Origin of the sequence: Paracoccus sp. Z118 (assembly GCF_019061185.1) — a bacterium.
Lineage (GTDB): Bacteria > Pseudomonadota > Alphaproteobacteria > Rhodobacterales > Rhodobacteraceae > Paracoccus.
Genome location: NZ_JAHQZU010000006.1, coordinates 123,190 through 149,403 on the forward strand (window position 1 = coordinate 123,190; position 26,214 = coordinate 149,403).

At 68.7% G+C, this 26,214-nt stretch carries 23 protein-coding genes and 1 tRNA gene; 9 read left to right on the forward strand and 15 right to left on the reverse strand.

Translation table 11 applies throughout. From position 1 onward, the window contains the following. Nucleotide 1: 1 nt before the first annotated feature. Nucleotides 2–1,411: an AI-2E family transporter gene (locus KTN05_RS07095; protein WP_217328688.1), complete on the reverse strand. Its 1,410-nt coding sequence runs from the start codon at nt 1,409–1,411 to the stop codon at nt 2–4. 222 nt (nt 1,412–1,633) lie between these two features. Between KTN05_RS07095 and proS the strand changes: the two genes are divergently transcribed. Both proS and KTN05_RS07105 read left to right on the forward strand, forming a co-directional pair. Next, a complete protein-coding gene (gene proS / locus KTN05_RS07100; RefSeq protein ID WP_217328689.1) occupies nt 1,634–2,992 on the forward strand; it encodes a proline--tRNA ligase in 1,359 nt (452 codons plus the stop codon). 3 nt (nt 2,993–2,995) lie between these two features. Further along, nucleotides 2,996–3,481 (forward strand): DUF2937 family protein, encoded by a 486-nt coding sequence (locus tag KTN05_RS07105; RefSeq protein ID WP_217328690.1) that lies wholly within the window; start codon nt 2,996–2,998, stop codon nt 3,479–3,481. Between the two features lie 85 nt (nt 3,482–3,566). Here the strand turns inward: KTN05_RS07105 and KTN05_RS07110 are convergent. Then, nucleotides 3,567–3,643 (reverse strand) — tRNA-His (locus KTN05_RS07110). A gap of 101 nt (nt 3,644–3,744) precedes the next feature. Between KTN05_RS07110 and KTN05_RS07115 the strand changes: the two genes are divergently transcribed. Further along, on the forward strand, nt 3,745–3,972 hold the full coding sequence (locus KTN05_RS07115; RefSeq protein WP_217328691.1) for a DUF6324 family protein: 228 nt from the start codon (nt 3,745–3,747) through the stop codon (nt 3,970–3,972). Between the two features lie 42 nt (nt 3,973–4,014). On the opposite strand, the gene KTN05_RS07120 is transcribed toward KTN05_RS07115, so the two are convergent. From KTN05_RS07120 to KTN05_RS07130, 3 genes are all read right to left on the reverse strand, one after another. Then, entirely contained in the window at nt 4,015–4,479 is a 465-nt protein-coding gene (locus KTN05_RS07120) for an MmcB family DNA repair protein (RefSeq protein ID WP_217328692.1), read from the reverse strand. 307 nt (nt 4,480–4,786) lie between these two features. Next, complete coding sequence (locus tag KTN05_RS07125) at nt 4,787–5,206, reverse strand: DoxX family protein (protein ID WP_217328693.1); 420 nt, start codon at nt 5,204–5,206, stop codon at nt 4,787–4,789. Nucleotides 5,207–5,330: 124 nt separating this feature from the next. Beyond that, a complete protein-coding gene (locus KTN05_RS07130) occupies nt 5,331–6,200 on the reverse strand; it encodes a VOC family protein (protein WP_254368040.1) in 870 nt (289 codons plus the stop codon). A gap of 102 nt (nt 6,201–6,302) precedes the next feature. Here KTN05_RS07130 and KTN05_RS07135 point away from each other — a divergent pair, with 102 nt between their 5' ends. Together KTN05_RS07135 and KTN05_RS07140 are read left to right on the forward strand one after the other, a co-directional pair. Then, nucleotides 6,303–7,226, forward strand: coding sequence for a LysR family transcriptional regulator (locus KTN05_RS07135; RefSeq protein ID WP_217328694.1), 924 nt, complete (start codon nt 6,303–6,305; stop codon nt 7,224–7,226). 231 nt (nt 7,227–7,457) lie between these two features. Next, nucleotides 7,458–8,414, forward strand: coding sequence for an NAD-dependent epimerase/dehydratase family protein (locus tag KTN05_RS07140; protein ID WP_217328695.1), 957 nt, complete (start codon nt 7,458–7,460; stop codon nt 8,412–8,414). Nucleotides 8,415–8,430: 16 nt separating this feature from the next. Here the strand turns inward: KTN05_RS07140 and KTN05_RS07145 are convergent, their stop codons facing one another. From KTN05_RS07145 to miaB, 4 genes are all read right to left on the reverse strand, one after another. Next, nucleotides 8,431–9,801 (reverse strand): sulfotransferase family protein, encoded by a 1,371-nt coding sequence (locus tag KTN05_RS07145; protein ID WP_217328696.1) that lies wholly within the window; start codon nt 9,799–9,801, stop codon nt 8,431–8,433. Between the two features lie 228 nt (nt 9,802–10,029). Beyond that, the gene (locus tag KTN05_RS07150) at nt 10,030–12,579 is read right to left on the reverse strand and encodes a rhamnan synthesis F family protein (RefSeq protein ID WP_217328697.1); all 2,550 of its coding nucleotides are present in this window, start codon (nt 12,577–12,579) and stop codon (nt 10,030–10,032) included. Next, the gene (locus KTN05_RS07155) at nt 12,576–13,064 is read right to left on the reverse strand and encodes a hypothetical protein (protein ID WP_217328698.1); all 489 of its coding nucleotides are present in this window, start codon (nt 13,062–13,064) and stop codon (nt 12,576–12,578) included. The genes KTN05_RS07150 and KTN05_RS07155 overlap by 4 nt, the downstream gene beginning before the upstream one ends. A gap of 114 nt (nt 13,065–13,178) precedes the next feature. After that, the gene (miaB, locus tag KTN05_RS07160) at nt 13,179–14,486 is read right to left on the reverse strand and encodes a tRNA (N6-isopentenyl adenosine(37)-C2)-methylthiotransferase MiaB (protein ID WP_217328699.1); all 1,308 of its coding nucleotides are present in this window, start codon (nt 14,484–14,486) and stop codon (nt 13,179–13,181) included. A gap of 255 nt (nt 14,487–14,741) precedes the next feature. Between miaB and KTN05_RS07165 the strand changes: the two genes are divergently transcribed. Continuing rightward, nucleotides 14,742–16,106, forward strand: a complete 1,365-nt coding sequence (locus KTN05_RS07165) for an aminotransferase (protein WP_371823298.1) — start codon at nt 14,742–14,744, stop codon at nt 16,104–16,106. A 5-nt stretch (nt 16,107–16,111) separates the two neighbouring features. On the opposite strand, the gene KTN05_RS07170 is transcribed toward KTN05_RS07165, so the two are convergent. Further along, nucleotides 16,112–18,283, reverse strand: coding sequence for a ComEC/Rec2 family competence protein (locus KTN05_RS07170; RefSeq protein WP_371823291.1), 2,172 nt, complete (start codon nt 18,281–18,283; stop codon nt 16,112–16,114). Nucleotides 18,284–18,385: 102 nt separating this feature from the next. Between KTN05_RS07170 and gltX the strand changes: the two genes are divergently transcribed. Both gltX and KTN05_RS07180 read left to right on the forward strand, forming a co-directional pair. Further along, a complete protein-coding gene (gltX, locus tag KTN05_RS07175; RefSeq protein ID WP_217328701.1) occupies nt 18,386–19,795 on the forward strand; it encodes a glutamate--tRNA ligase in 1,410 nt (469 codons plus the stop codon). A gap of 48 nt (nt 19,796–19,843) precedes the next feature. Beyond that, a complete protein-coding gene (locus KTN05_RS07180) occupies nt 19,844–21,133 on the forward strand; it encodes a citrate synthase (RefSeq protein ID WP_217328702.1) in 1,290 nt (429 codons plus the stop codon). Between the two features lie 49 nt (nt 21,134–21,182). On the opposite strand, the gene KTN05_RS07185 is transcribed toward KTN05_RS07180, so the two are convergent. Both KTN05_RS07185 and KTN05_RS07190 read right to left on the reverse strand, forming a co-directional pair. Continuing rightward, nucleotides 21,183–21,674 (reverse strand): SRPBCC family protein, encoded by a 492-nt coding sequence (locus tag KTN05_RS07185; protein WP_217328703.1) that lies wholly within the window; start codon nt 21,672–21,674, stop codon nt 21,183–21,185. After that, nucleotides 21,643–21,996, reverse strand: a complete 354-nt coding sequence (locus tag KTN05_RS07190; RefSeq protein WP_217328704.1) for a helix-turn-helix transcriptional regulator — start codon at nt 21,994–21,996, stop codon at nt 21,643–21,645. The genes KTN05_RS07185 and KTN05_RS07190 overlap by 32 nt, the downstream gene beginning before the upstream one ends. Before the next feature lie 104 nt (nt 21,997–22,100). Here KTN05_RS07190 and KTN05_RS07195 point away from each other — a divergent pair, with 104 nt between their 5' ends. Further along, nucleotides 22,101–22,751 (forward strand): SDR family oxidoreductase, encoded by a 651-nt coding sequence (locus tag KTN05_RS07195; protein WP_217328705.1) that lies wholly within the window; start codon nt 22,101–22,103, stop codon nt 22,749–22,751. On the opposite strand, the gene KTN05_RS07200 is transcribed toward KTN05_RS07195, so the two are convergent. From KTN05_RS07200 to KTN05_RS07210, 3 genes are read right to left on the reverse strand one after another with little or no spacing between them, the layout of a single operon-like run. Then, nucleotides 22,752–24,245, reverse strand: coding sequence for a carboxypeptidase M32 (locus KTN05_RS07200; protein ID WP_217328706.1), 1,494 nt, complete (start codon nt 24,243–24,245; stop codon nt 22,752–22,754). Next, nucleotides 24,242–25,387, reverse strand: coding sequence for a heme A synthase (gene ctaA, locus KTN05_RS07205; protein WP_217328707.1), 1,146 nt, complete (start codon nt 25,385–25,387; stop codon nt 24,242–24,244). Before ctaA ends, KTN05_RS07200 begins: the two co-directional genes overlap by 4 nt. Nucleotides 25,388–25,439: 52 nt before the next feature. After that, complete coding sequence (locus KTN05_RS07210) at nt 25,440–26,210, reverse strand: RNA methyltransferase (RefSeq protein WP_256449491.1); 771 nt, start codon at nt 26,208–26,210, stop codon at nt 25,440–25,442. Between the last annotated feature and the right edge of the window lie 4 nt (nt 26,211–26,214).

Sequence of the window (26,214 nt, forward strand, 5' to 3'; positions counted from 1 at the left end):
ATCAGCTGCTGTCCTGCGCGGTCTGGACGGGGCCGACATGGGGGTGCCCGCCATCGGGGTTGTCGGGGCTGGTGCCGTCCGGCGTCTTGCCGCCCCATGTGCGCAGCTCCGGCTGGATCGTCAGCCGCTCCAGCCCGCCTTCGGCGCCGGGGTCCAGCACCGGAACGGTCGCCGTCGCCATCCGCGCGCCGTCGCGTCTGGCCGCGTCCTCGGCGGCGTGGCGGGCCTGCATATGGGCATCCTCCAGCTTGACCTCGGCCACGGCGGCGCGGTGGGCGGCCTTCGCCTCGGCGCGGGTGCGGGCGACGGTGCCGCTGGGAACCAGTTCGATCAGCGTCGGCTGCGGCGGATCGGGCGGGATCACCGAGCCGGTGTAGAGCGCGCTTTCCTTGTAGCGTTCCACGAAGAACCGCACGAGGACCCCGATGATCGCCCCCAGCGGCACCGCCACGATCAGCCCGACAAAGCCGAACAGCTTGCCGAACACCGCCAGCGCGATCATCAGCCAGACCGGGTGCAGCCCGACATGGCCGCCGATGATCTTGGGTTGCAGATAGTTCCCCTCGACGATCTGGCCGATCACGAAGATCGCCAGCACCACGACGATCCAGTGCGGCTCGTCCCAGAAGGTGAAGGCCGCCACCGCGACCGAGGTCACGCCGCCGATGAACACGCCGACATAGGGGATGATCGACAGCACCGCCGCCGTGATGCCGATGACCAGCCCGAAGGGAAGCCCGACCGCGAACAGACTGGTCGAATAGAATGTCGCGAGGATCAGCGTCACCAGCCCCTGCCCGCGCAGGAAGCCGGATATGCTGTCGTTGATCTGGTCGGCGATGCCGCGGATGGTGTCCGCATGCTCGCGCGGCAGCAGCTCGTCCACCCGCTCGACCATGCGGTCCCAGTCGAGCAGCAGGTAGAACGCCACCACCGGCACGATCACCAGCAGCAGCACGACCCCGATCACGTTTCCCACGGAACTGACCACCGTGACGAGGATCTGCCCCGCCTGGTCCGACAGCTGCTCGGCCATCCGCGTCAGCGCCTGCCGCAGCGTGCCGCCCTCGGGCAGGATCGCCGGGAACTGGGTCGAGATCCAGCTCTGCACGGTCTCGATATAGCGCGGGGCGGCCTCGATCAGCCCGGCGATCTGCCGGATCAGCATCGGCACCAGCAGCGTGACCGCCAGAAGGAACGCCAGTGCCGCAATGAGGGTGATGAGCGCGACGGATTTCGTGCGCGACAGGCCGCTGCCCTCCAGCCGGTCCACCAGCGGGTCGAGGACATAGGCGATGCCCGCGCCGATCAGGAACGGGGTCATCACGTTGCCCAGACCCCAGAGCGCCAGCAGGATCAGTGCGGCCACGCCGCTCCACCACCAGACCTGCTTGTGGACCGGGACGCGCATGGGATTCTCCGCTGTCAGGACGCGGTTCTACATGGCGCAGGGCCTGCGGCGATGCAAGGTGATGGGCAGGGCCGCAGCCGCCAAAGCCGTTGCCGGTGCGCGGCGGGTGCGCTAACCGTGCCGGGCCGGATCGGGCGGGGCAACCCGCCTTTCGCCCCGGCTGCACGTTCGGTCCGGCCCCGCCGGCCGGTTCCTCGCCCGTCTCTCCCTTGGGGTCGTCCAATGCGTCTGTCGCGCTACTTCCTGCCCGTCCTGAAAGAAACCCCGTCCGAGGCGCAGATCGTCAGCCACCGGCTGATGCTGCGCGCCGGCATGATAAAGCAGCAGGCGGCGGGCATCTATTCCTGGCTGCCCTTGGGCTACAAGGTGCTGCGCCGGATCGAGCAGATCGTCCACGAGGAGCAGCAGCGCGCCGGCCACATCCCCCTGCTGATGCCGACCCTGCAACCGGCCGACCTGTGGCGCGAATCCGGCCGCTATGACGATTACGGCGAGGAGATGCTGCGCATCACCGACCGCCACAAGCGCGACCTTCTGTATGGTCCGACGAACGAGGAGATGATCACCGACATCTTCCGGTCGAACGTGAACAGCTACAAGGACCTGCCGCTGACGCTGTATCAGATCCAGTGGAAGTTCCGCGACGAGATCCGCCCCCGCTTCGGCGTCATGCGTGGCCGCGAATTCCTGATGAAGGACGGCTACAACTTCGACCTCACGAAAGAGGACGCGCTGCACGCCTATAACCGGCATCTGGTCAGCTATCTGCGCACCTATGAGCGGATGGGCCTCCAGGCGATTCCGATGCGGGCGGATTCCGGCCCGATCGGCGGCGAGAACACGCATGAGTTCCTCGTGCTGGCCGAAACCGGCGAGTCGGAGGTCTTCTACGACAGCCAGATCACCGACCTGACCTTCGGGGGTCGCGAGATCGACTATGACGACCCTACCGCCTGCGCCGCCGTGCTGGAGGAGTTCACCAGCCGCTACGCCCGCACCGACGAGACCCACGACGAGGCGCTGTTCAACGACATCCCCGAGGATCGCCGCAAGTCCGCGCGCGGGATCGAGGTCGGCCAGATCTTCTACTTCGGCACCAAGTATTCGGAACCGATGGGCGCGACCGTCGTCGGCCCGGACGGCCAGCGCACGCCGGTCCACATGGGCTCGCACGGGATCGGCGTCAGCCGCCTTCTGGGGGCGATCATCGAGGCAAGTCACGACGACAAGGGCATCATCTGGCCCGAAGGCGTGACTCCGTTCCATGTCGGGCTGGTCAACCTCAAGCAGGGCGATGCGTCCACCGACAGCGCCTGCGCGGCGATCGAGCGGGAACTGACGGCGAACGGGCTGGAAGTCCTCTACGACGACCGCGACGAGCGGGCGGGCGCGAAGTTCGCGACGATGGACCTCATCGGCTTGCCGTGGCGGATCACCGTGGGGCCGCGCGGGCTGGCGAACAACAAGGTCGAGCTGACCAGCCGCCGCTCGGGCCAGTCCGAGGAACTGTCGCCGCAGGATGCGGTCGCGCGGGCGGTCGAGATCTACGCGCCGGTCCTCGCTCGCAGCTTCAAGGGCTGACGGATGGGATTGCTGCGGCTGATCCTCGCGCTTGGGTTCGCCGTGGCGCTGTCGCAGTTTCCGGCGTTCTCGGATCAGTATGTGCAGCGTCTCGGCGGGCAGGTCGATGCGCTGACGCAGGTGGCCGGGGCTTTCGACCGCAGCGCGGACCGCGCCGGGCTGACCCGCGATCAGGCGCTGGCGGAGCTTTCCGGCACCAGCTTCCGCGACGCCCATGCCGGCGACATGCGGCAGGTATTCGTCCGGCTGGACCGGGCCCGCGGTGATCTGACGCTGCTGCGCGCGGCCTCGCCGCTGGAACGGATCGCGCTGCCGCACCGGCTGCGCGACGTGGACACCCTGCAAGCGACATGGGGCGATTTCCGCCCGGCGGTTCCGGTGACGGGCGCGGGCTTCATGGCGGCGGGAATCGGCTTCCTGCTGGGATGGGCGCTGGCGAGCCTGCTGGCCCTGCCCTTCCGCCGCCGCGAGTCGCCGAGCTGGCGATGAGCGCCGCCGCCGGTGTGGCGGAGAACGGACTCCGGCAAGCGCCACCTCGGAACGGCGGCAGGAACCGGATCGCGGGAATTTGTGGTGGTACCGCCTCCCCGGCTTGAACGGGGGACCTCTGGATCCACAATCCAGCGCTCTAACCAACTGAGCTAAGGCGGCACAGGCGGATCATTTAGCGACGAGCGGGGGACGATGCAAGCCTCTCTTGCCGGAATCCGGGGCGCGATCTACAGGTGGATCGAACAGAGAAAGGACCCGCCATGGGCATCAACAGCCAGAGCGACATCGCGGCGAATATCCAGATCGGCCCGACCGACCAGGGCATGGTCCGCATCTATATCGAGGGTGAGGGCGTGGACCTGCCGCTGGACTTCGACCCCGAAGAGGCGGAGGAGATCGCCGAGGAGCTGCTCGCCGCCGCCGAGGCCGCGCGCGACATGGGCAAGGGCGGCAAGCCGGGCAAGCCCAAGGGCAAGCCGCGCCGCTGATCTGCCACGAAGGCAGAAACCGGGCGGCCCGCAATGGCCGATTCAGAACTCGCCGTCGCCCGCGCCCGGATCGGTGGTGCGGATCAGCCGGCAGGCCGCCACCCGCGCCACGTCGCGCAGCAGCCGTGTGCGCCGCGCCGCCGGAAGCTTGCTCAACGGCGCCATCCGCGTCAGTTCGGCACCGTAGGGATCGGCCACCAGCAGGCCGCTGTCGTCGGGCAGCAATTCCACCGGGAAGTCGCAGTCGGTCGCCCAGAAGAACCGGTCGCAGAACTCAAGATAGCCCTGCCACTTGCGATCGCTGGTGAAATCGGCGCGGCAGCTCTTGCATTCGACGATCCATATCTCGCCCTGCGGGGTGATCGAGATGACATCGACCCGCAGCCCCGGCACTGGCACGAACTCGGCCAGCGGGGCGTGACCCAGCGTCATCAGCAGGCGCGAGACCCCGCGCGCGAGGCGCTGGCCCGGCAAGTCCGGCAACAGGTCGGGAAGCTGGTCGTCCATGCGGCCGACCATGAACGAAGTGGCAACACGGTGCAAGCGCCCGCCCCTTGCAAGCGGCCCCGCCGGTTCCTAAATGTTGTAACCGGCGGGTTTCTGCTCTTCTCGTGTTCGGCCTTCTTTTCCACTGGCCTATAACTCTTCCGAGGGGGCTGGCTCTGTCAGGGCCCTGGTCCTGTTACCCGGCACCCACCTGGACATCCAGGCTTTCGGGGAAACCTGTGCCGTCACGGTCGCTGCGGTTCCCGCCACCCGCGCAAAGCCGCCCCTCGGGGCGGCTTTGTCGTTTCGGGGGACAGGCAGAAGCGCCTCAGGCGCGCGTCTCGCGCTGTGCGTCCACGCCCCATTCGCCGGGGCCGGCGACGACGAAATACAGGAACACGAAGCAATAGAGGATCGCCGCGTCGCCGCCGTTCAGGTTCGGCCAGAAGCTCTGCGGCGCGTGGGCCATGAAATAGGCCGCCGCCATCATGCCCGAGGCGACGAAGGCCGCGATGCGGGTGAAGAAGCCGAGCGCGATCAGCGCCCCGCCGACCAGCTCGATGATGCCGCCCAGCAGCATCAGCGGCGGCAGCGAACCGCCCGCGGCGTCCGCCACGTCGGGAAAGCCGAACAGCTTCTGCGTGCCGTGCGCCATGAACAGCAGTCCGGCCATGATCCGCAGGACCGACAGCATGCGGGGGGCCCAGGTGGCGGTCCAGGTCGTGGTGGTCCAGTTCGTCGTCGTCATTCGTGTTTCCTTTCGGGTGGTGAACGGGCGCGCGGCCCGCGGGGTTGGTGCGGCGGGCAAGCTCGCCCGCCGCTGTTCATCGGGAAGCCGGACGGGGCCGAAGCCCGTCCGACAGGGTGCGGGATCAGGCTGCGGCGACGCGCAGTCGGGTGCCCCAGGGGTCTTCGGCCGCAAGCGTGCCGTCGTCGTCCGCCGTCAGGCGGGACGCAAGCGCCTTCATCACCTGCGGCTCGGCAATCAGGCCGACCTCGGCCAGCCCGGTCGCGCCCTCGGGACGACGCCCCGCGCCGCGGCTGTTCCAGACATTCGTGCCGATGTGGTGATGATAGCCGTCCGCGCCGAGGAAGGTCGCGCCGGGATAGTGGCAGGCCACATCGAAGCCCATGACGCCGGCATAGAAGTCCTGCGCCGCCTTCAGCTCGCCCACCTGCAGGTGGACATGGCCGACGATCGTGCCGCCCGGCATGCCGTCGAAGGGCCGCCCGGTCGCCAGATCGCGCAACTCGCGCAGGTTCAGCGGCAGCGTCGCCATCTTGACGAGACCATCCTTCTCATGCGTCCAGACCTCGCTCGGCCGGTCCCAATAGACCTCGATGCCGTTGCCCTCGGGGTCGGACAGGTAGAACGCCTCGCTCACCAGATGGTCCGATGCGCCCTCCAGCCGGACGCCGCTATCAGCGACGTGGACCATCCAGTCGGCAAGATCGGCGCGGGTCGGCAGCAGGAAGGCGACGTGGAACAGCCCGGCATCTTTGCGGCTTGCGAGCGTCGCCTCGGGGTCGTGGCGCAGGTCCAGAAGGACCCGGCCGCCCGCGCCAAGCTGGTGGCGGCCCGGCTCGGTGCGGATCGGACGCAGGCCGATCACGTCCTGATAGAAGCGGCTGACGCGGCCCAGATCGCGCACGGTCAGCGCGACGGTGGCGATGCGCAGCGAGGCGCCTTCCGACGTGATCCCCGCCCTGGGCACCGTGGCATGGCTTGTGTCGTCCAACATGGTTTCACCTCCTTGTGTCGTGTTGGGACTGATATGGACGCGGCGGTTCATCCTGATAAGCATGGATCTGGTGCTGACAGCTCACACCCGGAGAGTTAGGCGATGCTGGACCGCTTCACCGGACTTCAGGTCTTTTCCCGCGTTGCGGCGCTCGGCAGCCTGTCGGCGGCGGCGCGGGCGCTGGGGATGTCGCAGACGATGGCGTCCAAGCACATGACCGCGCTCGAGGATCGGCTGGGCGTCAAGCTGGTGCATCGCACCACCCGCAAGGTGACGCTGACCGAGGCCGGGCAGCGCTATCTCGACAGCGCCGAGCGGATACTCGAGGAGCTGGAGCGTGCCGACGCCTTCGCCAGCGCCGAACGAGTCGAGGTCACGGGCACGCTGCGGGTCAATGCGCCGGTGTCGTTCGGGGTGCGGGTGCTGGCGCCGATGCTGCCCGACCTGGCCGCACGGCATCCCGCGCTGCGGGTCGATCTGGCGCTGAACGACCGCCCCGTCGATCTGGTCGGCGAAGGCTGGGACGTCGCCGTGCGGGTCGGTCTGCTGCGCCAGCCCGACCTGATCGCCCGCAGGCTGGCCCCCTGCCGCACCTCGCTCGCCGCCGCGCCCGCGTATCTGGCGGCGCATGGCGCGCCCGAGCGGGTGGCGGACCTCGCGGGGCACAACTGCCTCGACTACACGCTGTCGCAGAGCGTCGGCGGCGGTCAGTGGCGCTTCGGTCCCGACGAGAGCGTGAAGGTCGCCGTCACCGGCAACCTGCAGGCCAATAACGGCGACGCGCTGCTGATGGCGGCGCGGGCGGGTCAGGGGATCGTCTATCAGCCGACCTTCATCCTCGGCGACGATTTCAGGGCCGGGACGCTGGTGCCGTTGACGCTGGACCACCCGCCGGCCCACCTGCACGGCGTCTTCGCCGTCTATCCCATGAGCCGCCGCCCGCCCGCGCGGCTGCGCGCTTTCGTGGACTGGATGGCCGAACGCTGCGGCCCGGTGCCCCCCTGGGACCGCAATCTCGCGCTGTAGCGAAGCTGGGTGGACACTGCCCGCGCAGGTTTCCACCGAGAACGGCACGACGGGCCCGCGGGCAACTACTCCGAACACCAGCCGCGTTCCGGGTCCGAAGCGTTGCCGCGCGTTGGGGTTGACGTGCCGGTTTTCGCACAGCGCGGATGCGCTCGGCGGCGGATCGCGGCTTGCGCTGACGACCTCCAGTCCCTAAGCCAAGGCGCAGCACCCGGCCAGACGGAGCGCAGCATGATCCCCGCCTCGACCGAACGCATCGCCCTTGTCACCGGAGGCGGCGGCTTCATCGGCCAGTCCCTCGTCAGGCGGCTGCTGGCGGAAGGCTGGACCGTCCGCAACCTCGACTTCGTGGCCGGCCGCATCGACCATCCCCGGCTGAGCCACTGGGCCGGCAGTTTCCTGCAACGCGAGCTGCTGACCGAGGCGCTGGTGGCCGTCGATACCGTCTTCCATCTCGCCGCGACGAAGTTCCCGCGCGAGGCCGACCGCGACCCGCTGGCCGACGCGCAGGAGAACGTCACCGGCACGGTCATGCTGCTGGACCGCGCGATCGAGGCCGAGACGCGGCGGCTGATCTTCGCCTCGTCCGGCGGCACGGTCTATGGCCCGCCGGAGCGCCTGCCGGTGGACGAGGATCACCCGACGCGGCCGATGTCGGCCTATGGGGTGTCGAAACTGGCCTGCGAGCACTACCTGCGGCTTTACGATGGCCGCGGCCGGCGGCCGCTTTCGACGCTGTCGCTGCGTCTGGCGAACCCCTACGGGCCGCGCCAGAACATCGACAAGGCGCACGGCGCGCTGACGACCTTCTGCCACCGCGCGGCGCAGCGCCGCCCGATCACGATCTGGGGCGATGGCAGCGTCGAGCGCGACTTCGTCCATATCGACGATGTCTCGCGCGCCCTGGTGCGGGCGGCGGATGCCGGGGCGCACGGCACCCAGATCAACATCGGCGCGGGGAAAGGCACCACGCTGAACGACATCCTCGCGCTGATCGAGCAGGTGCAGGGTCGCCGGCCCGAGGTCATCTTCGAGCCGGGCCGCGCCTTCGACGTGCCGCGCAGCGTGCTGTGCAGCAACCGCGCGCGCGAGCTGCTCGGCTGGCAGGCCGAGACGCCGCTGGAACAGGGCGTTGCCGAACTGCTGGCCGCTTTCGCTCCAACCGAGCCCGCGCTCGAACGCGGCTGACCGGCCGCATCGCGGATCAGCGGCGGCGGAAGCGGCCCGACACCCAGCGGAACGGCCGCGTCACCGCCCAGGATGTGCTGGAGGTCAGCTCGCGGACCGTGTTCTCCAGCCCGCTGCTGTGCTGCTGCAACTCGGCCAGCTGCCGTTCGAGCAGGCCCACCCGTTCTTCGGCGCTCGGCCCTTTCGGCGCGGGCGCTTCGGGCTCGTGGGCGGCAGCGTCGAGCCGCGCGTCAACCTCGCGCAGCATCTGCGCGGCGATGCGCTGTGTCATCTGGTCGAGCTGCCGCGAATCGCGCCGGTGAAGCTGCCCCAGCGCCTCGTGATCCCGGCGCAGCCTGTCGGCGCCGACCTGCAACGCGGCGAGCGCGGCATTTGCCTCGGCCGCCTCGCGGGTGCGGTCCGCGACTTCCTGCTCGCGCTGACGCTGCGCGCTGGTCAGGCGGGCGATCTGCTCATGCGCGGCCTGCATCTGCCCGGCATGGCCTGCCGCCTGTTCCACCAGCCGGGTTTCGAGCCTGCCGATCCGCTCCCCCTGCTGTCGCCGCTCCACCGCACCGCTCTGAAAGGAGGCGACCATGCCCGCCATGGTCGGCGTCATCGCATCGAACTGCGCACGGATTTCGTCGAGGCGCGGGAAATCCGCCGCATCCTCGCCCTGCCCCGCCCAGCGTTCGACGATGGCGTAAACCTCGCGCACCCATTCGGGCAGTCGCTTCGCCGTGGCCGCATCCTCGCCCTTCACGGCGAAATTGCGGAACTTGCTGCTGAGTAATTCCTCCATGTCCTCCACGGCGGCGTCGGGCGAACGCGGCCAGTCGAGATTCAGCGTGGCCGCGATCCTCGCGATCGTGGCTTGCCAGTCCGCCAGCAGCAGTTCGTAGCTCACGAACACCCGCGGCTTGCCCCGGCTGTCGGCCTCGGCATCCAGAACATGCCGCAGCCACAGCAGCAGCGCATAGTCCATGTCGTAGCCGGCCCAGTGCTGCATCGACGAAGCCACATCCAGCGGATGCCGGTGCGTGCAGACGTAAAGCGGCGTGCACCCGGCCCGGCGCAGCGCGGCATCCCAGAACGGGACCAGCCGGCAGATGCGCGGGTCCTTCATCGCGAACAGCGGCGAGTCCCCGTATTCGGCCCGGAGCGTCTCCACGGCCCGTTCCGCGAACTCGATCGCCGCGGCCGAGCGATACCAGTCGTGCGGAAAGGGCGGAAAGCTGAACCAGGTCTGTCCCGCCGAGGCGAGCAGCTGCTCGTTCAAACCCGTGACCGCATCGGATTCGAAGAAGCCCTTGGGATTCATCTCCTCGGGCGCCATCAGATGCCGGGGCATGTCGCAGCCCATCTGCGCCAGCGCCCCGGTGAGCGCCGAGGTTCCCGAGCGGTGCATCCCCAACACGACGAGCGCCTTGCGCGGCGGTTCCGGCGCTTGGGTCGGCAATTGGACGAGGGCCTCCGCCCGCGTCCTGACCGCGCGCTTCCGCTCCCGCCATTCCTGTGTACCCGGCTTTGCGCTCATCTCAGACACTCGGTTCTCCCAGATGGTCCGTAGCCGTGACCGCGCCCGGAAGCGATCCCGGAAACCCGTGAGGGGCAATACTGCCGCTCATCAGCACCTCTATCTCCGCCGTTCGTCGGGTTTGTGGATGAACGCCGACTCCAGCCCCGCCTGCGCGGCCATCGCCGGCCACAGCCGCTCGATCAAGTGGTATTCCGAACCATCACTGCCGACCGGCTCGTTCGGCCATGGGTAGGCGTCGCCGAAAAAGGCGTTCATCGCTTCAACCACTGGGCGGCGGACCCAGAACATGTTCCCCACCGGGAACAGCAGCGGCGTGGAGGCGGGCGGAGCGGGCAGGCGCGAGGCAAGGCGTTGCAGAAGCGGGCGGCTCGCGTTCCACGACAGGCAATAGGGATCGAACGGCGCCACGAGCCCCACCTTGGATTGCGCCACCTGCGCCAGCGCGTTCGACAGCTCGTCCCGGTCGCCCAGCAGGATGCGTTGCAGGAAGCTGCGCCAGATGTCGCCCTCGACCGTCACGCCGAGCGATTTCTTCTGGTGGAGGTGGCACCAGATGTCATCCTCGCCTGCCGCTCCCTCGCGGAAGAGGTCCAGGAACGGCAGGATGTCGCGGCCGCGATTGGGAACCACGCGCATCTCGACCTCGCGGCCGGCGGCGGCGAAGATCGCCTCGATCTCGGCGCGCTTGCGGTCCGTGTCGGTGGTCACGACGATCCGGCGCGCCAGCCCATAGGCGCAGAAGCCGTCAAGGTCGGCAGCCAGCTGGTCCGAGTAGAAGGCATGGATATGCATGGCGAAGCCCGGCACGCCGCGCGGCTGGGCGCTCGCGTAGAGGGCGAGCCGCATCCCCTCGTGCATCCAGCTTGTCGAACGGTCGAGCGCATCCTGCACCTCGGCCAGATCGCGCCACAGCCGCCGCCGGCCATAGCGCATCATCTTCTCCCGCTCGCGAGCGCGAAGCTCCGCATCCGAGTCGTCGGTTGTGTAGAGCACCGGGATGTCGAAATCGGACGCACCATGGACGAAGTAGCGCTGCGAGGTCAGCCGGGCGTAAAGAAGATCGCGGATGCGCGTCAGCGTCGGTTGAGGCGCAGGAGCCGCCTTGCGTTCAATCGTGTCCTTGGGGGGCAGCGCCAGGATCGCGTCGGCGGCGGCCTGCGGGTTGGCGTATTCCACCGTCACGAACTGGTCCGAGGCGCGATAGACCGGATCGCAGAACCCCGTGGCGCCGTCGAACTGCACGATCCGGCAGCCCCGGTCCAGCGCGTCGAAGACGACGTTGGGCAGCGGGTCCAGCCGCGAGGACAGGAACATCGCATCCGCCGCCGCCAGCACGTCGCCATAGGCGGGGCCGGCCGGCAGGGTGAACAGGTTCGAGCCCTTCTCGCCCGCCCCGATCCGCTTCAGATGTGCCGTCATCCAGACGCCGAACAGCATGTCCTGCGGATCGAGCCCGTCGCCGATCCAGACGAACACCGTATCGGGATCGCGGTGGCGGCAGATCTGCGAAGTCATCGCGAAGATGTCGGTGCCCTTGCGCCATTGCAGATGCCCCGCCCCGCAGATCACCCGCGCATCGGTCAGATCGCGCCCGACGATCTCGGACAGCCGGGCCCGCGCGATGCTGCGCGTGGCGAGGTCCACCCCGCCCACCGCGAAGCCCCGCTGCGGCAGCACGACCGAATCCCGCTCGACGTCGAGATCGATATCGGTCAGCCGCCCCAGCCAGCCGTCGCGGACCGTCTCGGACGAAAAGACCAGCAGGTCGGCGAACAGCGGCGCGTGGTAGATCGCCGGAAAGGACGAATAATACTCGCAATATTCATGGATATAGGTCGCGAAGGGGATGCCGCGGGCGACCAGCCACGGCAGCATCGGCCATGTCTCGACCGAGTTGGTGATCGCGAAGTCGATCCGCTGGAAAATCGGATCGTTGAAAATCTGCATGTCCTGGAGCGGATTGGCGGTGATCACCACCTCGCAGGCATGTTCGACGAACTGGTCGAGCAACTCGCCCCCGCGCAGCGACAGAACGATGACGTTGTGATCCTCGGCCGCCTCGCGCGCGAGGTCGCGCCCGACGATGGGGGCACCGGTGCGCGACATCTCGTGGATGGCGATCAGGCAGGTGGGCAGGTCCGGCCGATAGGGGCGCGCGCCCGCCTGCCGCTTCTTGCGCAGCGCGGCCAGGGTGGAGCGGCCCTCGGCATGTCCGTATTTCAGGTAATGCTGAAGCGGGTGCACCCGCGCCCGCATCAGATCGTGGTGAACGCGCAGATAGGCCACGTTCGAGAAATCCGAGATCCCGGCGTCCACCGGATCGCCGAGGGAAATCAGCTCGTAGGCAAGCTCCAGCGCCTCGGGGTCGTTGGTGGCGATCGCGGCCTTGAGGTCGGCATCCGTCACCAGGTCGGCCAGCGCGCGGTCGGCGGCGGCGCTTCGCGCGCCCATCGCCCGGAAGCCGTTGGCCGGGCGACCCTGACTCTTGCCGGATGTCTCGAAATGCTCGCGGGGGGAAAGGCGGGCACGCTGCTCCGCCGGCATGGCGGCGCCGTAGAAGACCGGGTCGAAGCGGAAATCGGGCCTGTCCTGCAGCACGCCGGCGCGGGCGGCATGGGCTTTCCAGATTGTGTCGAGCTTGCTCATGCCGGGGCCTGAAGGAAGGGAGTGTGGAGGGCGTCCGCGAAGCGGTCATCATCGACGCCCCGCGCGGCAAGGTGGTCGATCAGCCGCGGCAGCAGCGGGCTGGTCGCGACCATCTCGCCCAGCAGGAGCCGTGTCAGGCCGCCGCCTGCCGCATCCGCCTCGACCGCATGGGGGAAACGGCGGGCGCGGGCCATCTGCGACTGCGGCATCAGCGGCCCGACGGGCGGCGCGTCGAGGTAAAGCAGCGCCCCGGTGATCGGCTGCACGGTCCGGCGCATGGCGGCGAGGGCATCGCGCAGCAGGTCCACCGTGCGGCCCTGCGGCTGAAGATACTCGATCACCGTCATCGCGGGCTGCGCGCCGGCGATCGCGGACCGGGACCAGCCCGACCCTGGCCGGATCACCAGCACATGCGGCCCGGGCCAGACCAGCAGCGGCGTCCGATCAAGCGTCGGGGTCACGGCGTTCGAGGTCACGATCAGCATGCGGCGCGGGGTTCCCTGGCAGGCGGCGGTCCGGGCCGGGCGCCGTTCGATCACGGTTTTATCGCGGTCGGCCGGGCACTTGTCCACCCCGCCTCATGCGGGTCGCCGAAGGGATCAGACCAGCTCGCCCGCCAGCGAATTCGCGGCGCTCTCGCGGATGCGGACCTGCACCAGATCGCCGATCTGCGCATCCGGCGCGTCCACGAAGACCGAGTGCAGATAGTCCGACTTGCCGACCAGTTGCCCCGGCAGCCGGCCCGGCTTCTCGAACAGCACGCCGAGGGTGCGGCCCACCATCGATTCCTGCGCGGCCTTCTGCTGGCGCGTCAGCAGCGCCTGAAGCTCCTTCAGCCGGGCATCCGCCACGGCGTCATCGACCAGAGCGCGGCCAGCCGCCGGAGTGCCGGGGCGCGGCGAATACTTGAAGCTGAAGGCGGTGCCGAAGCCCACCTGTTCCACCAGCCGCAGCGTGGCTGCGTGATCCGCGTCGCTCTCGCCGGGGAAGCCGACGATGAAGTCGCTGGTCAGCATGATGTCGGGCCGCGCGGCGCGGATGCGGTCGATCAGGCGCAGATACTGATCGGCCGTATGCTTGCGGTTCATCGCCTTCAGCATCCGGTCCGACCCCGACTGCACCGGCAGATGCAGATAAGGCATCAGTTGCGGGATGTCGCGATGCGCCGCGATCAGGTCGTCGGCCATGTCGCTGGGATGGCTGGTCGTGTAGCGGATGCGGTCGAGCCCGTCGATTTCCGCAAGCTGGCGGATCAGGCCGCCGAACCCCTCGGCCCCCTCGCCGTGCCAGCCGTTGACGTTCTGGCCGAGCAGCGTGATCTCGCGCACACCGCGCGTCACGAGGTCGCGGGCTTCCGCCAGGATGCGGGCGGCGGGGCGGCTGACCTCGGCCCCGCGCGTATAGGGGACGACGCAGAAGGCGCAGAACTTGTCGCACCCCTCCTGCACGGTCAGGAAGGCGGCGGGCGCGCGGCGGGTGGCGCGGCGCTGGGGAAGGTGGTCGAACTTGTCCTCGGCCGGAAACTCGGTGTCCACCGCCGGTCCCTCGCCGCGCGCCATCGCGGGCAGGCGGTGATAGGCCTGCGGGCCGACGACCAGATCGACCAGCGGCATCCGGCGGATGATCTCGTCGCCCTCGGCCTGCGCGACGCAGCCCGCGACGCCGATCTTGAGATCGGGCCGTCCCGCCTTCAGCGGTTTCAGCCGCCCGAGGTCGGAATAGAGCTTCTCGGCCGCCTTCTCGCGGATGTGGCAGGTGTTCAGCAGCACCATGTCGGCGTCTTCGGGACGGTCCGTCTCGACATAGCCCTCGGCGCCCATGGCCTCGGCCATGCGCTGGCTGTCATAGACGTTCATCTGGCAGCCGTAGGTCTTGATGAAGAGCCGCTTGGGGGTCTGGTCGGTCATGGCAGGTTCCTGGGCAATCCAGCGCTCATAGCGCAGATGCGGATTCGATGAAAGCGCGCGCGCTGGCCGCAATGCCTGCCGCGGGGCGCTGCCCCGCACCCCGGGATATTTGGACGAAGAAGAACGGGCATCCTGAACGGCGCGGCGCTGTTTTCGCGGCAGCCTGCCCGGCGCTTGCGCCACTCCGCCAGCGGGGGCGCGTTGAACCCGGCGCGGCGCGCGGTTAGCGTGGGCCAAGCCCAACAGGAGAGCATCATCATGGACGACAAGAGCTGGTCCGCCCGCGCGCAGCAGTACTCGATGTATGGCTTCACCGATCTGCCCAGCGTGGAAAGCCGCGGCACCATCGTGCTGACCCGCGGCGAGGGCCCCTATGTCATCGACGTGGACGGGCGGCGTTGGCTGGATGCGAATTCCGGGCTGTGGAACATGGTCGCGGGGTTCGATCATCCGGGGCTGATCGAGGCGGCAAAGGCGCAATATGACCGCTTTCCCGGCTATCACGCCTTCTTCGGGCGGATGTCGGACCAGACGGTGATGCTGTCGGAAAAGCTGGTCGAGGTGTCGCCCTTTCCGCGCGGGAAGGTCTTCTACAGCAACTCGGGGTCGGAAGCGAACGACACCATGGTCAAGATGCTGTGGTTCCTGCACAGGGCCGAGGGCAACCCGAACCGGCGCAAGGTCCTGACCCGCTGGAACGCCTATCACGGGGTCACGGCGGTTTCCGCCAGCATGACCGGCAAGCCATATAACGAGGTCTTCGGCCTGCCCCTGCCCGGCTTCATCCACCTGACCTGCCCGCATTTCTGGCGGGAGGGCAAGCCGGGCGAGAGCGAGGCCGAGTTCGTCGCCCGGCTCGCCGGCGAGTTGGAAGAGGTGATCGCCCGCGAGGGGGCGGGCACCATTGCCGGGTTCTTCGCGGAGCCGGTGCAGGGCGCGGGCGGGGTGATCCCGCCGGCGCAAGGGTATTTCCAGGCGGTCATGCCGATCCTGCGCAAGCACGGGATTCCGGTGATCGCCGACGAGGTCATCACCGGCTTCGGCCGCACCGGCAACACCTGGGGCTGCCAGACCTACGACTTCATGCCGGACGCGATCATCTCCTCGAAGAACCTCACCGCCGGGTTCTTTCCGATGGGGGCGGTGATCCTCGGGCCGGAGCTGTCGGACCGGCTGGATGCGGCGATCTCGCCGATCGAGGAGTTTCCGCACGGCTTCACCGCGTCCGGCCACCCGGTCGGCTGCGCCATCGCACTGAAGGCGATCGACGTGGTGATGAACGAGGGGCTGGCGGAGAATGTCGTGCGCGGCGCCCCCCGGATGGAAGCCGGGCTGCGGCAGATCATGCAGAAGCACGAGAATATCGGCGAGCTGCGCGGCATCGGCTACATGTGGGCGCTGGAAGCGGTGAAGGATGCCGCGACGAAGGAGCCGTTCCCCGGCGATCTGTCGATCAGCGAGCGGATCGCCAATACCTGCACCGACATGGGCCTGATCTGCCGGCCGCTGGGGCAGTCCATCGTGCTGTGCCCGCCGTTCATCCTGACCGACGCGCAGATGGACGAGATGTTCGAGAAGCTGGACGCCGCGCTGACGAAGGTGTTCGCCGAGGTCGCGTGAGGCGCTCAGCCGCCTGACCAGAGGCGCTTTCCCGTGACGTCCGCCGCGGTGGTCCAGCGGAGGGTGCCGTCCTTGAGGTGTCCGGCCATGGAGCCGGTTTCGCGCAGGCGGCCCAGATCGAAGAGGGTGCAGGCGGCGGGCGCGCGCGCCGCATCCGCGTCGGTCACGATGATGACGCCGGGGCGGCACATCTCCGCAAGGCGGTCCGGCGCGGATTTGCCGGTCAGATGGACGACGCTGGCCTCGCCGAGCCGTGCCGTCCGGATGCCGCGCTCTCCCGACCAGCCGGGGCGCGTCGCGGCCTCGTCCGCGGTGGCAGTATCGCCGTCCGCCTCGATCCAGCTGTCGGCGATGAAGGCGTTGGCGGGCTTGGAGAGCGAGCGTCCTTCGGGCGTGAGGATGCCGACCGCCCCGCCCTCGGGTGCGATCAGGATCGCGGGACGCTCTGCCAGCGCCCAGAGGGCCAGTCCAAGAACGGCGGCGACGACGGCCAGGAGCCCGGCAGACCGGGCAATCCCCCGGACGCCGGGGCGCAGGACCAGCACGGCGATCAGCGCGCCGCCCCCCATCAGCGGAAGGGTCGCTGCGGGTGGGGTCGGAACCGCATAGACGGCGCCACCGAGGCCCGCGATCCACTCGGCCACGAGCAGCATCCACCTGGTGCCGATGCCCATCACCCACAGCACCGGGGCAGCAAGGCCCAGCGGCGCGAGCAGGGCCGCGATCACCCCGGCCGGCATCACCAGCGTGCCCATGACCGGAACGACGATCAGGTTGGCGAGCAGCCCATACTGCGCCGAGCGGTTGAAATGCGCCGCCGCGATCGGGCCGGTGGCAAGGCCCGCGACCAGCGAGGACAGGATCAGCATGGCAATCGGGCGCAGAATCCACGGCAGCAGCGGCGAAACGCGCGACCACGGACCGGCGATCAGGATCAGGGCAAGCGTCGCCGCGAAGCTCATCTGGAAGCCGGGCGTGACCAGCGCCTCGGGACTCGCGATCAGGATCATCGTCGCGGCCAGCGCCACCGTCCGCAACGAAATCGCGCGCCGGTCGGCGAGGATCGCACCCAGCATCACCGCGACCATGATGAAGGCGCGCTCGGTCGCAACGCCGCCGCCGGACAGCCACAGATAGCCCGCCGCCGCGACCAGCGCGGCAAGGGCCGCGGCCGTGTGGACCGGCGGGCCGAGCGGGATCAGCCGCGCCGCCTGCATCCCGATCAGCGCCCATCGAAAGGCCGCGTAGACGAACCCGGCCAGCATCGCCATGTGCAGCCCCGAGATCGACACGATGTGGTAGAGGTTCGAATCGCGCATCACCTGGTTCGTGGATTCCGCGATGCGCGAGCGGTCGCCCGTCATCAGGGCCGAGGCGACGGCGCCCGCCTGACCGCCGATGCCGTCCGCGATCCCGGCCGAGGCGCGGTGGCGCAGGCGTTGCAGGGCGGCCGCGCCGCCTTCGGGCGCGGGGGCGATGGTCAGCACCGGATTGCGGGTGTAGCCGACCGCGCCCAGACGCCCGAAAAAGGCGCTGCGGCGGAAGTCGAAGCCGCCCGGCTCGGCCGGGCCGGGCGGCGGGCCGAGATGGCCGGTGGTCATCACCCGCTCGCGGATTTCCGGCAGGCCGCCGGGCTCGGTCAGGGACAGGCGGACCCGCTCGGGCGTGCGCTCGGGCGAGCGGCCCGGCAGGACCACCCGGTCCAACGTCAGCCGCATCCGGTCGCGGGCCGAACGGTCGATCTCGATCACCCGGCCCTCCACCGGGCCGTAATAGCGGAAGGCGAGGATCGGGGCATCGACGCGATGCGCGCGCAGGCCCGCGACGCAGGCGCCCGCTGCGATCAGGCCGATGGCGAAGGCGGCGCCGCGCATCAGCCCCGCCGCGCGGGGATCGACGCGCCCCGTCTCGGCCCAGGCGACGCTGCGCAGGGTGGTCCACGCGGCGATCAGCCCGACAGCAGTCAGGACGGCATAGAGCGCTGCGCCCGGTTCCGATTTCAGCGCGAACCAGCCGCCAATGCCCACGCCCAGCCAGACGGGAATCCAGATGAAAAGCCCGGCGCGGGCGACCGTGTCGGGGCGGACCACGACCGCATCATGGCGCGACCGGGGCCGGGCCTTCGTGCGCCACCGCCACCATCCCGCCTCGGCTTGTCCGACCTCCGCCGCCGTCACATCCTTGTCCTTTGCCGGATGGTCCCGTATCAGTGCCGCGATCCTAGCGGGTCTCGCGTTACCAAAGCGTTAACCGCACTGCGCCATCAGCCCGGAACGCCCATGCCCTCAGATAAAGCGCCCACCAACGCACCCGTCGTCACCCGCTTCGCGCCGTCGCCCACCGGCTATCTGCATATCGGCGGGGCGCGGACGGCGCTGTTCAACTGGCTCTATGCGCGGGGGCGGGGCGGCAGGTTCCTGCTGCGGATCGAGGATACCGACCGCGCCCGTTCGACCCCCGAGGCGACCGAGGCGATCCTGAAGGGGCTGGCGTGGCTGGGCCTCGACTGGGATGGCGAGCCGGTCAGCCAGTTCGCCCGCGTGGATCGCCATGCCGAGGTCGCGCGCGAGATGATGGCGAACGGCACCGCGTATCCCTGCTACACCACGCCGGCCGAGATCGAGGCGTGGCGGGCCGAGCATCCGAATCAGACCTTCGTCAGCCCGTGGCGCGACGCCGATCCGGCCAGCCGCCCCGACGCCCCCTACGCGATCCGCCTGCGCGCCCCGCGCGAGGGGCAGACCGTCATCAAGGACGCGGTGCAGGGTGACGTCACGTTCCGCAACGACCAGCTGGACGACATGGTGCTGCTGCGCTCGGACGGAACGCCGACCTACATGCTGGCCGTGGTGGTGGACGATCACGACATGGGCGTGACCCATGTGATCCGGGGGGACGACCACCTGACCAACGCCGCGCGGCAGGCGCAGGTCTTCGACGCGATGGGCTGGCCGCGCCCGGTCTTTGCCCATATCCCGCTGATCCACGGGACCGACGGCAAGAAGCTGTCCAAACGCCACGGCGCGGTCGGTCTGCATGAATACGCGGCGCTCGGCTATCCTCCCGCGGCGATGCGGAACTATCTCGCCCGGCTCGGCTGGAGCCACGGCGACGACGAGCTGTTCACCGACGCGCAGGCGCTGGAATGGTTCGACCTGCCGGGAATCGGCAAGGCCCCGGCGCGGCTGGACTTCAAGAAGCTGGAGCATGTGTCGGGCTGGCATATCGGCAACATGGACGATGCCGCACTGCTGAAAGATCTGCGCGGCTTCAGGGCCGCGACCGGGCAACCCGAATTGACCTCGCGTCAGTCCGAGCGGCTGAAGACGGCCCTGCCCTTCCTCAAGGAGAAATCGAGGACCCTTCCGCAACTCATTGAACAGGCGCGTTTTACGCTGATCGACCGCCCGGTGGAGCGTGACGAGAAAGCGGCTAAATCGCTCGATCCGGTATCCATTGGCATACTGGAAGAATTGACCGCTGCACTGCGGAATGGTAACTGGGCGCGAGACGATCTGGAGGCTGTCGCCCATGCCATCGCTGAAAAGCATGGCATCGGCCTTGGCAAGATCGCGGCCCCGCTGCGAGCCGCGCTTGCCGGCAGGACGGCGACCCCCAGCGTGTTCGACATGATGCTGACGCTCGGCCGTGACGAAACCCTCGCCCGGCTCGAGGATGCGGCAGGCTGACCCGTTGACGAACCGGCCCGAGCGGCCGATGAGAAAGGACCTTCTTTCATGGCCGACAAAGCAGCAAGGCTGACGCTGGAGGGCAAGGACTACGACCTGCCCGTCCTGACCCCCACCGTCGGACCGGAATGCATCGACATCCGCAAGCTCTACGCGGAAGCGGACGTGTTCACCTTCGATCCGGGATTCACCTCCACCGCATCCTGCGATTCCACCATCACCTATATCGACGGCGACAAGGGCGAGCTGTGGTATCGCGGCTATCCGATCGAGCAGCTGGCCGAGAATTCGCATTACCTGGAAGTCTGCTACCTGCTGGTTTACGGCGAGTTGCCGAACAAGCAGCAGATGGAAACGTTCGAAAACCTGATCACGCGCCACACGATGGTGCATGAGCAGTTGCATTATTTCTTCCGCGGGTTCCGCCGCGACAGTCACCCGATGGCGACGATGGTCGGCGTCGTGGGCGCGATGTCCGCCTTCTATCACGATTCGACCGACATCAACGATCCCAAGCAGCGCGACATCGCCTCGATCCGGCTGATCGCCAAGCTGCCGACACTGGCGGCGATGGCTTACAAGTATTCGATCGGCCAGCCCTTCGTGTATCCGCGCAACGACCTCGATTACGCCGCGAACTTCCTGCATATGTGCTTCTCGGTCCCGGCCGAGGAATACAAGGTCGATCCGGCGCTGGCCCGCGCCATGGACCTTATCTTCACCCTGCACGCCGATCACGAACAGAACGCCTCGACCTCGACGGTGCGTCTGGCAGGTTCCTCGGGCGCGAACCCCTTCGCCTGCATCGCGGCGGGGATCGCCTGCCTCTGGGGTCCGGCGCATGGCGGCGCCAACCAGGCGGCGCTGGAGATGCTGCAGGAAATCGGCAGCGTCGATCGCATCCCGGAATACATCAAGCGGGCCAAGGACAAGGATGACCCCTTCCGGCTGATGGGCTTCGGCCACCGGGTCTACAAGAACTTCGACCCGCGCGCGAAGGTGATGAAGCAATCCGCCGACGAGGTTCTGGCGCTGCTGGGAATCGAGAACAACGAGACCCTCAAGGTCGCAAAGGAACTCGAACGGATCGCGCTGGAAGACGAGTATTTCGTTTCCAAGAAGCTTTATCCGAACGTCGATTTCTATTCCGGCATCATCCTGTCCGCGATGGGCTTCCCGACCTCGATGTTCACCCCGATCTTCGCGCTGTCGCGCACGGTGGGCTGGATCTCGCAGTGGAAGGAAATGATCGCCGACCCGCAGGGCAAGATCGGCCGCCCGCGCCAGCTTTATGTCGGCGCGGACCGGCGCGACTATCCCGAAGTCTCGGCGCGCTGAGCGATCCGGCGAAAATGAAGAAGGGGCGGCCCGATGGCCGCCCCTTTCGTCATTCCACCAGCTCCGCCAGTTGCTGGATGCAGGTGCCCCAGCCTTCGGCGAAGCCCATGTCCTCGTGCCGCTTCCGGTCCGCTTCGTTGCGGTGCAGGACGCGGGCGCTGTAGATCGTGCCGCTGCCATCCGGCTCCAGCGTGATGATTGCCGTCATGAAGGGCTTCTCGTTCGGGCGATAGCCGGCGGACATGGCGTCGGTCCAGACGATGCGGCGCGGCGCCTCGGCCTCGATCACGCAGGCGCCCGGATCGTCCCCGCCCTCGGCCACGCATTCCTCGGGCTGGCCGTCGGGGCCCTGCATCTTCATCTCGAAGCGGCCTCCCGCGCGGGGGTCGATCACGCAGTGGGTGATCTGCCACGGGCGGGGCGCGAACCACTGCTTCAGCTTCTCGGCATCCGTCAGAGCCAGCCAGATCGTCTCCGGCCGTGCGGCAATTCGCCCCGTGATGACAAGGTCATTCCCTTCGATCCTGGTCGTGCTTTGCATCGGCGCTTTCCTCCATCGCGATCGCCAGTTCGGCCAGCCGGTCGGTCCGCTCCTCCCACAGGCGCCGCTGGTCATCGAGCCACGCCGCGAGCGGCGCATAGGCTCCGTTCCTGAGCCGGCAGATCCGGGTCCGCCCGCGCTTCTCGGTTTCGATCAGCCCCGCTTCTTCCAGCACCCGCAGGTGTTTCAGGAAGGCCGGCAGGCTCAGCGGGAACGGCTGGGCGAGTTCGCCCACCGTGGCCTCACCCGGCCCCAGCCGCTCCAGCACCGCGCGGCGCGTCGGATCGGCGAGGGCGTGAAACCGGCGATCGAGGCTGACCATGCACCCTTCTAGCACCGCAGCGGATTCGCGGCAATACAGTTAACCGCACGGCTAACAGTTTTCCGCCCTTGAAGTGCGGCGCGGGGGGTGCCAATCCACCGCGCATGGAACAGAAGATCGCACTCGTCACCGGCGCCTCGCGTGGGCTTGGCGCCGCAATCGCCGAAGGGCTTGCCGCCCGCGGCTACCATGTCGTCGCCGTCGCCCGCACCGTGGGCGCGCTGGAAGAACTGGATGACCGCATCCGCAAGGCTGGCGGAAGCGCCACGCTGGCCCCGATGGACATCGGAACGCCGCAGGCGATGATCCAGTTGGCGCAGGCCATCGGCGGCCGCTGGGGCGGATGCGACCTGTGGGTTCACACGGCGGTTCACGTCGCTCCCCTGGCCCCCGCCGCCCAGATCGACCCCCGCGACATGGAAAAATCCATCGCCATCAACGTCGCCGCGACCCAAGGCCTGATCGTGCTGATCGACCCCTTGCTGCGGGCGCGCAAGGGCGCGGCGCTGTTCTTCGACGATCCCCGCGCCGGGCAGCCCTTCTTCGGCGCTTATGGCGCGACCAAGGCGGCGCAGATCGGCCTGGCGGCAAGCTGGCAGGTGGAGTCCGAGCGGATCGGCCCGCGCGTCGTCATCGACAGCCCCGCGCCTATGCCCACCGCGACCCGCGCCCGGTTCTTCCCCGGCGAGGATCGCAGCCCGCTGACCCCCTGCGCCGACGAGGCTAGCCGGGCGCTGGCCGCCCTGCAGGACTGATTACAGCCCGTAAATCTCGCCGAACTTTGCGTCGAGGTAATCCAGCAGCGGCGCCTCGCTCACCGACGATCCCGTCGCGCGTTCCATCAGCTCGCGCGGCGGATGCAGGCTGCCGTGGCGCTGAAGATTCTCGCGCAGCCACTCGACCGCGGGTTCCGCCTCGCCGCCGGCGAGCGACTCGTCCAGATCGGGCACCGCGTCGCGCAGGGCGGCGTTGAGGCAGCCGGCATAGACGTTGCCAAGCGCATAGGTGGGGAAGTAGCCGAACAGCCCCACGGCCCAGTGAATGTCCTGCAGCATCCCGTTCGACGGGCGGTCCACCGCAAGGCCGAAGTCGCGCAGGAAGCGGGCGTTCCACGCCTCGTTAACGTCCTCGGCGGCCAGCTTGCCGGTGATGAGGTCGCGTTCCAGATCGAAGCGCATCATGATGTGCAGGTTATACTGCACCTCGTCCGCCTCGGTGCGGATATGGCCGGGCACGACCCGGTTCACTGCACCGTAGAACGCATCCGCATCGGGGGACGACAGGCCGCCGAAGGTGTCGCTCATCCGGTCGAACAGCCAGCCCGTGAAGGCGCGGCCACGGCCGAGCTGGTTCTCATAGATGCGGCTCTGGCTTTCATGCACGCCCATCGAGACGCCGCGCCCCAGAATGGTGAAGGCGTAATCGGAATCGATCCCCAGCTCATAGCCGGAATGGCCGACCTCGTGGATTGTGGAATAGAGGCAGTTCAGCGGATCGCTTTCGACGACGCGGGTGGTGATGCGGCTGTCCTGCCAGCGGCCCGAGCTGAAGGGATGCACGGCAATGTCCATGCGCCCGAAATTCCAGTCATAGCCGAAGGCGGTGGCGATCTTGCGGGTCAGCCGCAACTGCGCTTCCTGCGCGAAATGGCCGGACAGCGGCGCGGGCTGGTAGTCGGCCCCCATGACCGCATCGCGCAGGGCCACCAGACGCGGCCGCATGGCGTCGAACAGGCGCGAGATGTCGGCCGAGGTCGTGTCCGGCTCATAATCGTCCAGCAGCGCGTCGTAGCGGTCGCCGCCGCCGAAGCCGGCCGCGACATAGGCATCGGCCTCCTCGCGCTTCAGCGCCAGTATCTCGTCGAGCGTGGGCAGGAAGTCCTCGGCCTCCTCGGCGGCGCGGGCGTCGGCCCAGATCCCGTGCGAGAGCGAGGTGACGCGCGCCAGTTCCGTGGCCAGACGCGACGGCAGGGCGCTGGCGCGGCGGAAGTCGCGGTCGATCAGCTCGACCATGCGCGTCTCGGCCGGGGTTTCGGGACGGGCGGCGTCCAGCCATTCCGGCACGCGCGGGTCGGTGCGGCGGGCGTGGAGCATCTCCTCCATCGCGGCGACCTCCTCGGACCGCTGCTCGGCGGCGCCGCGCGGCATGACCGTCTCGCGGTCCCAGGCGAGCCGTTCGGCGACCGACGACAGCGCCTCGGTCGTGTGCTGGAACTCGACCAGGGTTGAAAGGGCGTTGCCTGCATTCATCGGATCGTCCCTCTCACACTGGTTTCATAGGGGTAACGGGCGTGGTGGCGGGCGCGGATCACCAGCACGAACAGCAGCACCGCGCCAAGCTGGTGCGTCAGCGCCGCGTGCAGGGGCGAGCCGTAGATCACGTTGACGATTCCCAGCACGATCTGCAACGCCACCGCGACCAGCATCACCGTGAACGCCCCCCGCGTCACGGGATGGGGCGAGCGGCGCCCACGCGCCCAGACCACAACGGCGAAGATCGCCAGCAGATAGCCGACCATGCGATGGGTGAACTGCACCGTCGCCGCGTTCTCGAAAAAGTTGCGCCAGCCGAGCGCCGGGTCCCAGATGGCGGCGGGAATCCACTCGCCGCCCATCGTGGGCCAGCCGGTATATTGCCGCCCGGCGTCGATCCCCGCCACCAGCGCGCCCAGCAGAATCTGCACGAAGGTCAGGTGCATCAGCCCGGTGGTCATGGAAAACAGCTTCGGCTCACCCGCGCGGCGGGCGCGGATCAGCTGCCCCTGCGGACGGCCAAGCTGGAACATATTCCACGCGATCAGCCCCAGGATGGCGAAGGCGAGGCCCAGATGGACCGCCAGCCGGTAGGACGCGACCGAGGTCATTCCCGCGACCAGCCCCGAGCTGACCATCCACCAGCCGACCAGCCCCTGAAGGCCGCCGAGCAGCCCCAGCGTCAGGAAGCGCGTCGCCCAGCCCGGCCCCATGCGACCCGTCAGCCAGAAGAGCAGAAAGCCAACCGCCCAGACCAGCCCGATCGCCCGCCCGAGCTGCCGGTGCGACCATTCCCACCAATAGATACGCTGGAAGCCCGCAAGGTCCATGGTCGGGTTCTCGATCTGGAACTGCGGGATCTGCTGGTATTTGGCGAATTCCGACTGCCAAGCGGCGGCGCTGGTCGGGGGGAAGCTGCCGGTGACGGGTTTCCATTCGGTGATCGACAGGCCGGACCCGGTCAGCCGCGTCGCGCCCCCCAGCAGGATCATCGCCACCACCATGACGAACAGCACCACGAGCCATGCGCGGACGGCGGTGCGCGCGCCTTTGGTGTTCGTCTCGATCAGGTTGCCGGCAGGCGCGGCCGGGGCGGGCGCGGTGTCGGACACCTCCTGAAAGATGGGGCGCTTGGCCATGGTCGATATCCCTGCAATTGCGGCGCGACATTGGCCCTGTGGGCCGCAAAGGTCAATCTGCCGGGGCGTCGGGCCTGTCCTGACGCGGCTTTCCCGGTCCGGCCCATGTCAGTTGCCGCAGCATCCCGTGGAATATCTGCACATCGCCCCGCGTCAGCGGCAGGCGCGACCAGAGGTTGCGCACGGTCAGCCGCATCGCCGGGGCCTTGTCGGGCGGGAAGAAGAACCTCGCCTCGGTCAGCCGGCTTTCCCAGTGGTCGGCCAGCTTCTCGATCTCCAGCCGCGTCGCGGGGATTTCGGCGTCCGGTCGGCGGCCGCGCGGCGCGGGCTCGGGCGGCAGCGCGTCGCGGGTCCATTCGTAGCCGAGCAGCAGCACCGCCTGCGCGAGGTTGAGCGACGGGAAGTCGGGGTTCACCGGCACCGTGATGATGGCGTTGGCGCGGGCCACGTCATCGTTTTCCAGCCCCGCACGTTCAGGGCCGAAGATCAGCCCGACGCGGCGGCCCTGCCCGGTCAGTTCCCGCGCCTCGGCCATCGCCGTGGCGGGGGTATGGACAGGCTTGGTCAGCTCGCGCCCCCGCGCGGTCGTGGCGAAGGCGAAATCCACATCGCCCATCGCCTCGGCCAGCGTCGGGAAGACGCGGGCGCGATCCAGCACCTGCCCCGCCGCGCCCGAGGCCATCGCCACGGCGCGGGGGTTCGGCCAGCCGTCGCGAGGATCGACCAGCCGCATGTCGGTCAGGCCGAAGTTCAGCATCGCCCGCGCGGAGGCGCCGATATTCTCGCCCATCTGCGGGCGGACGAGGATGACGACGGGTTGCAAGCGC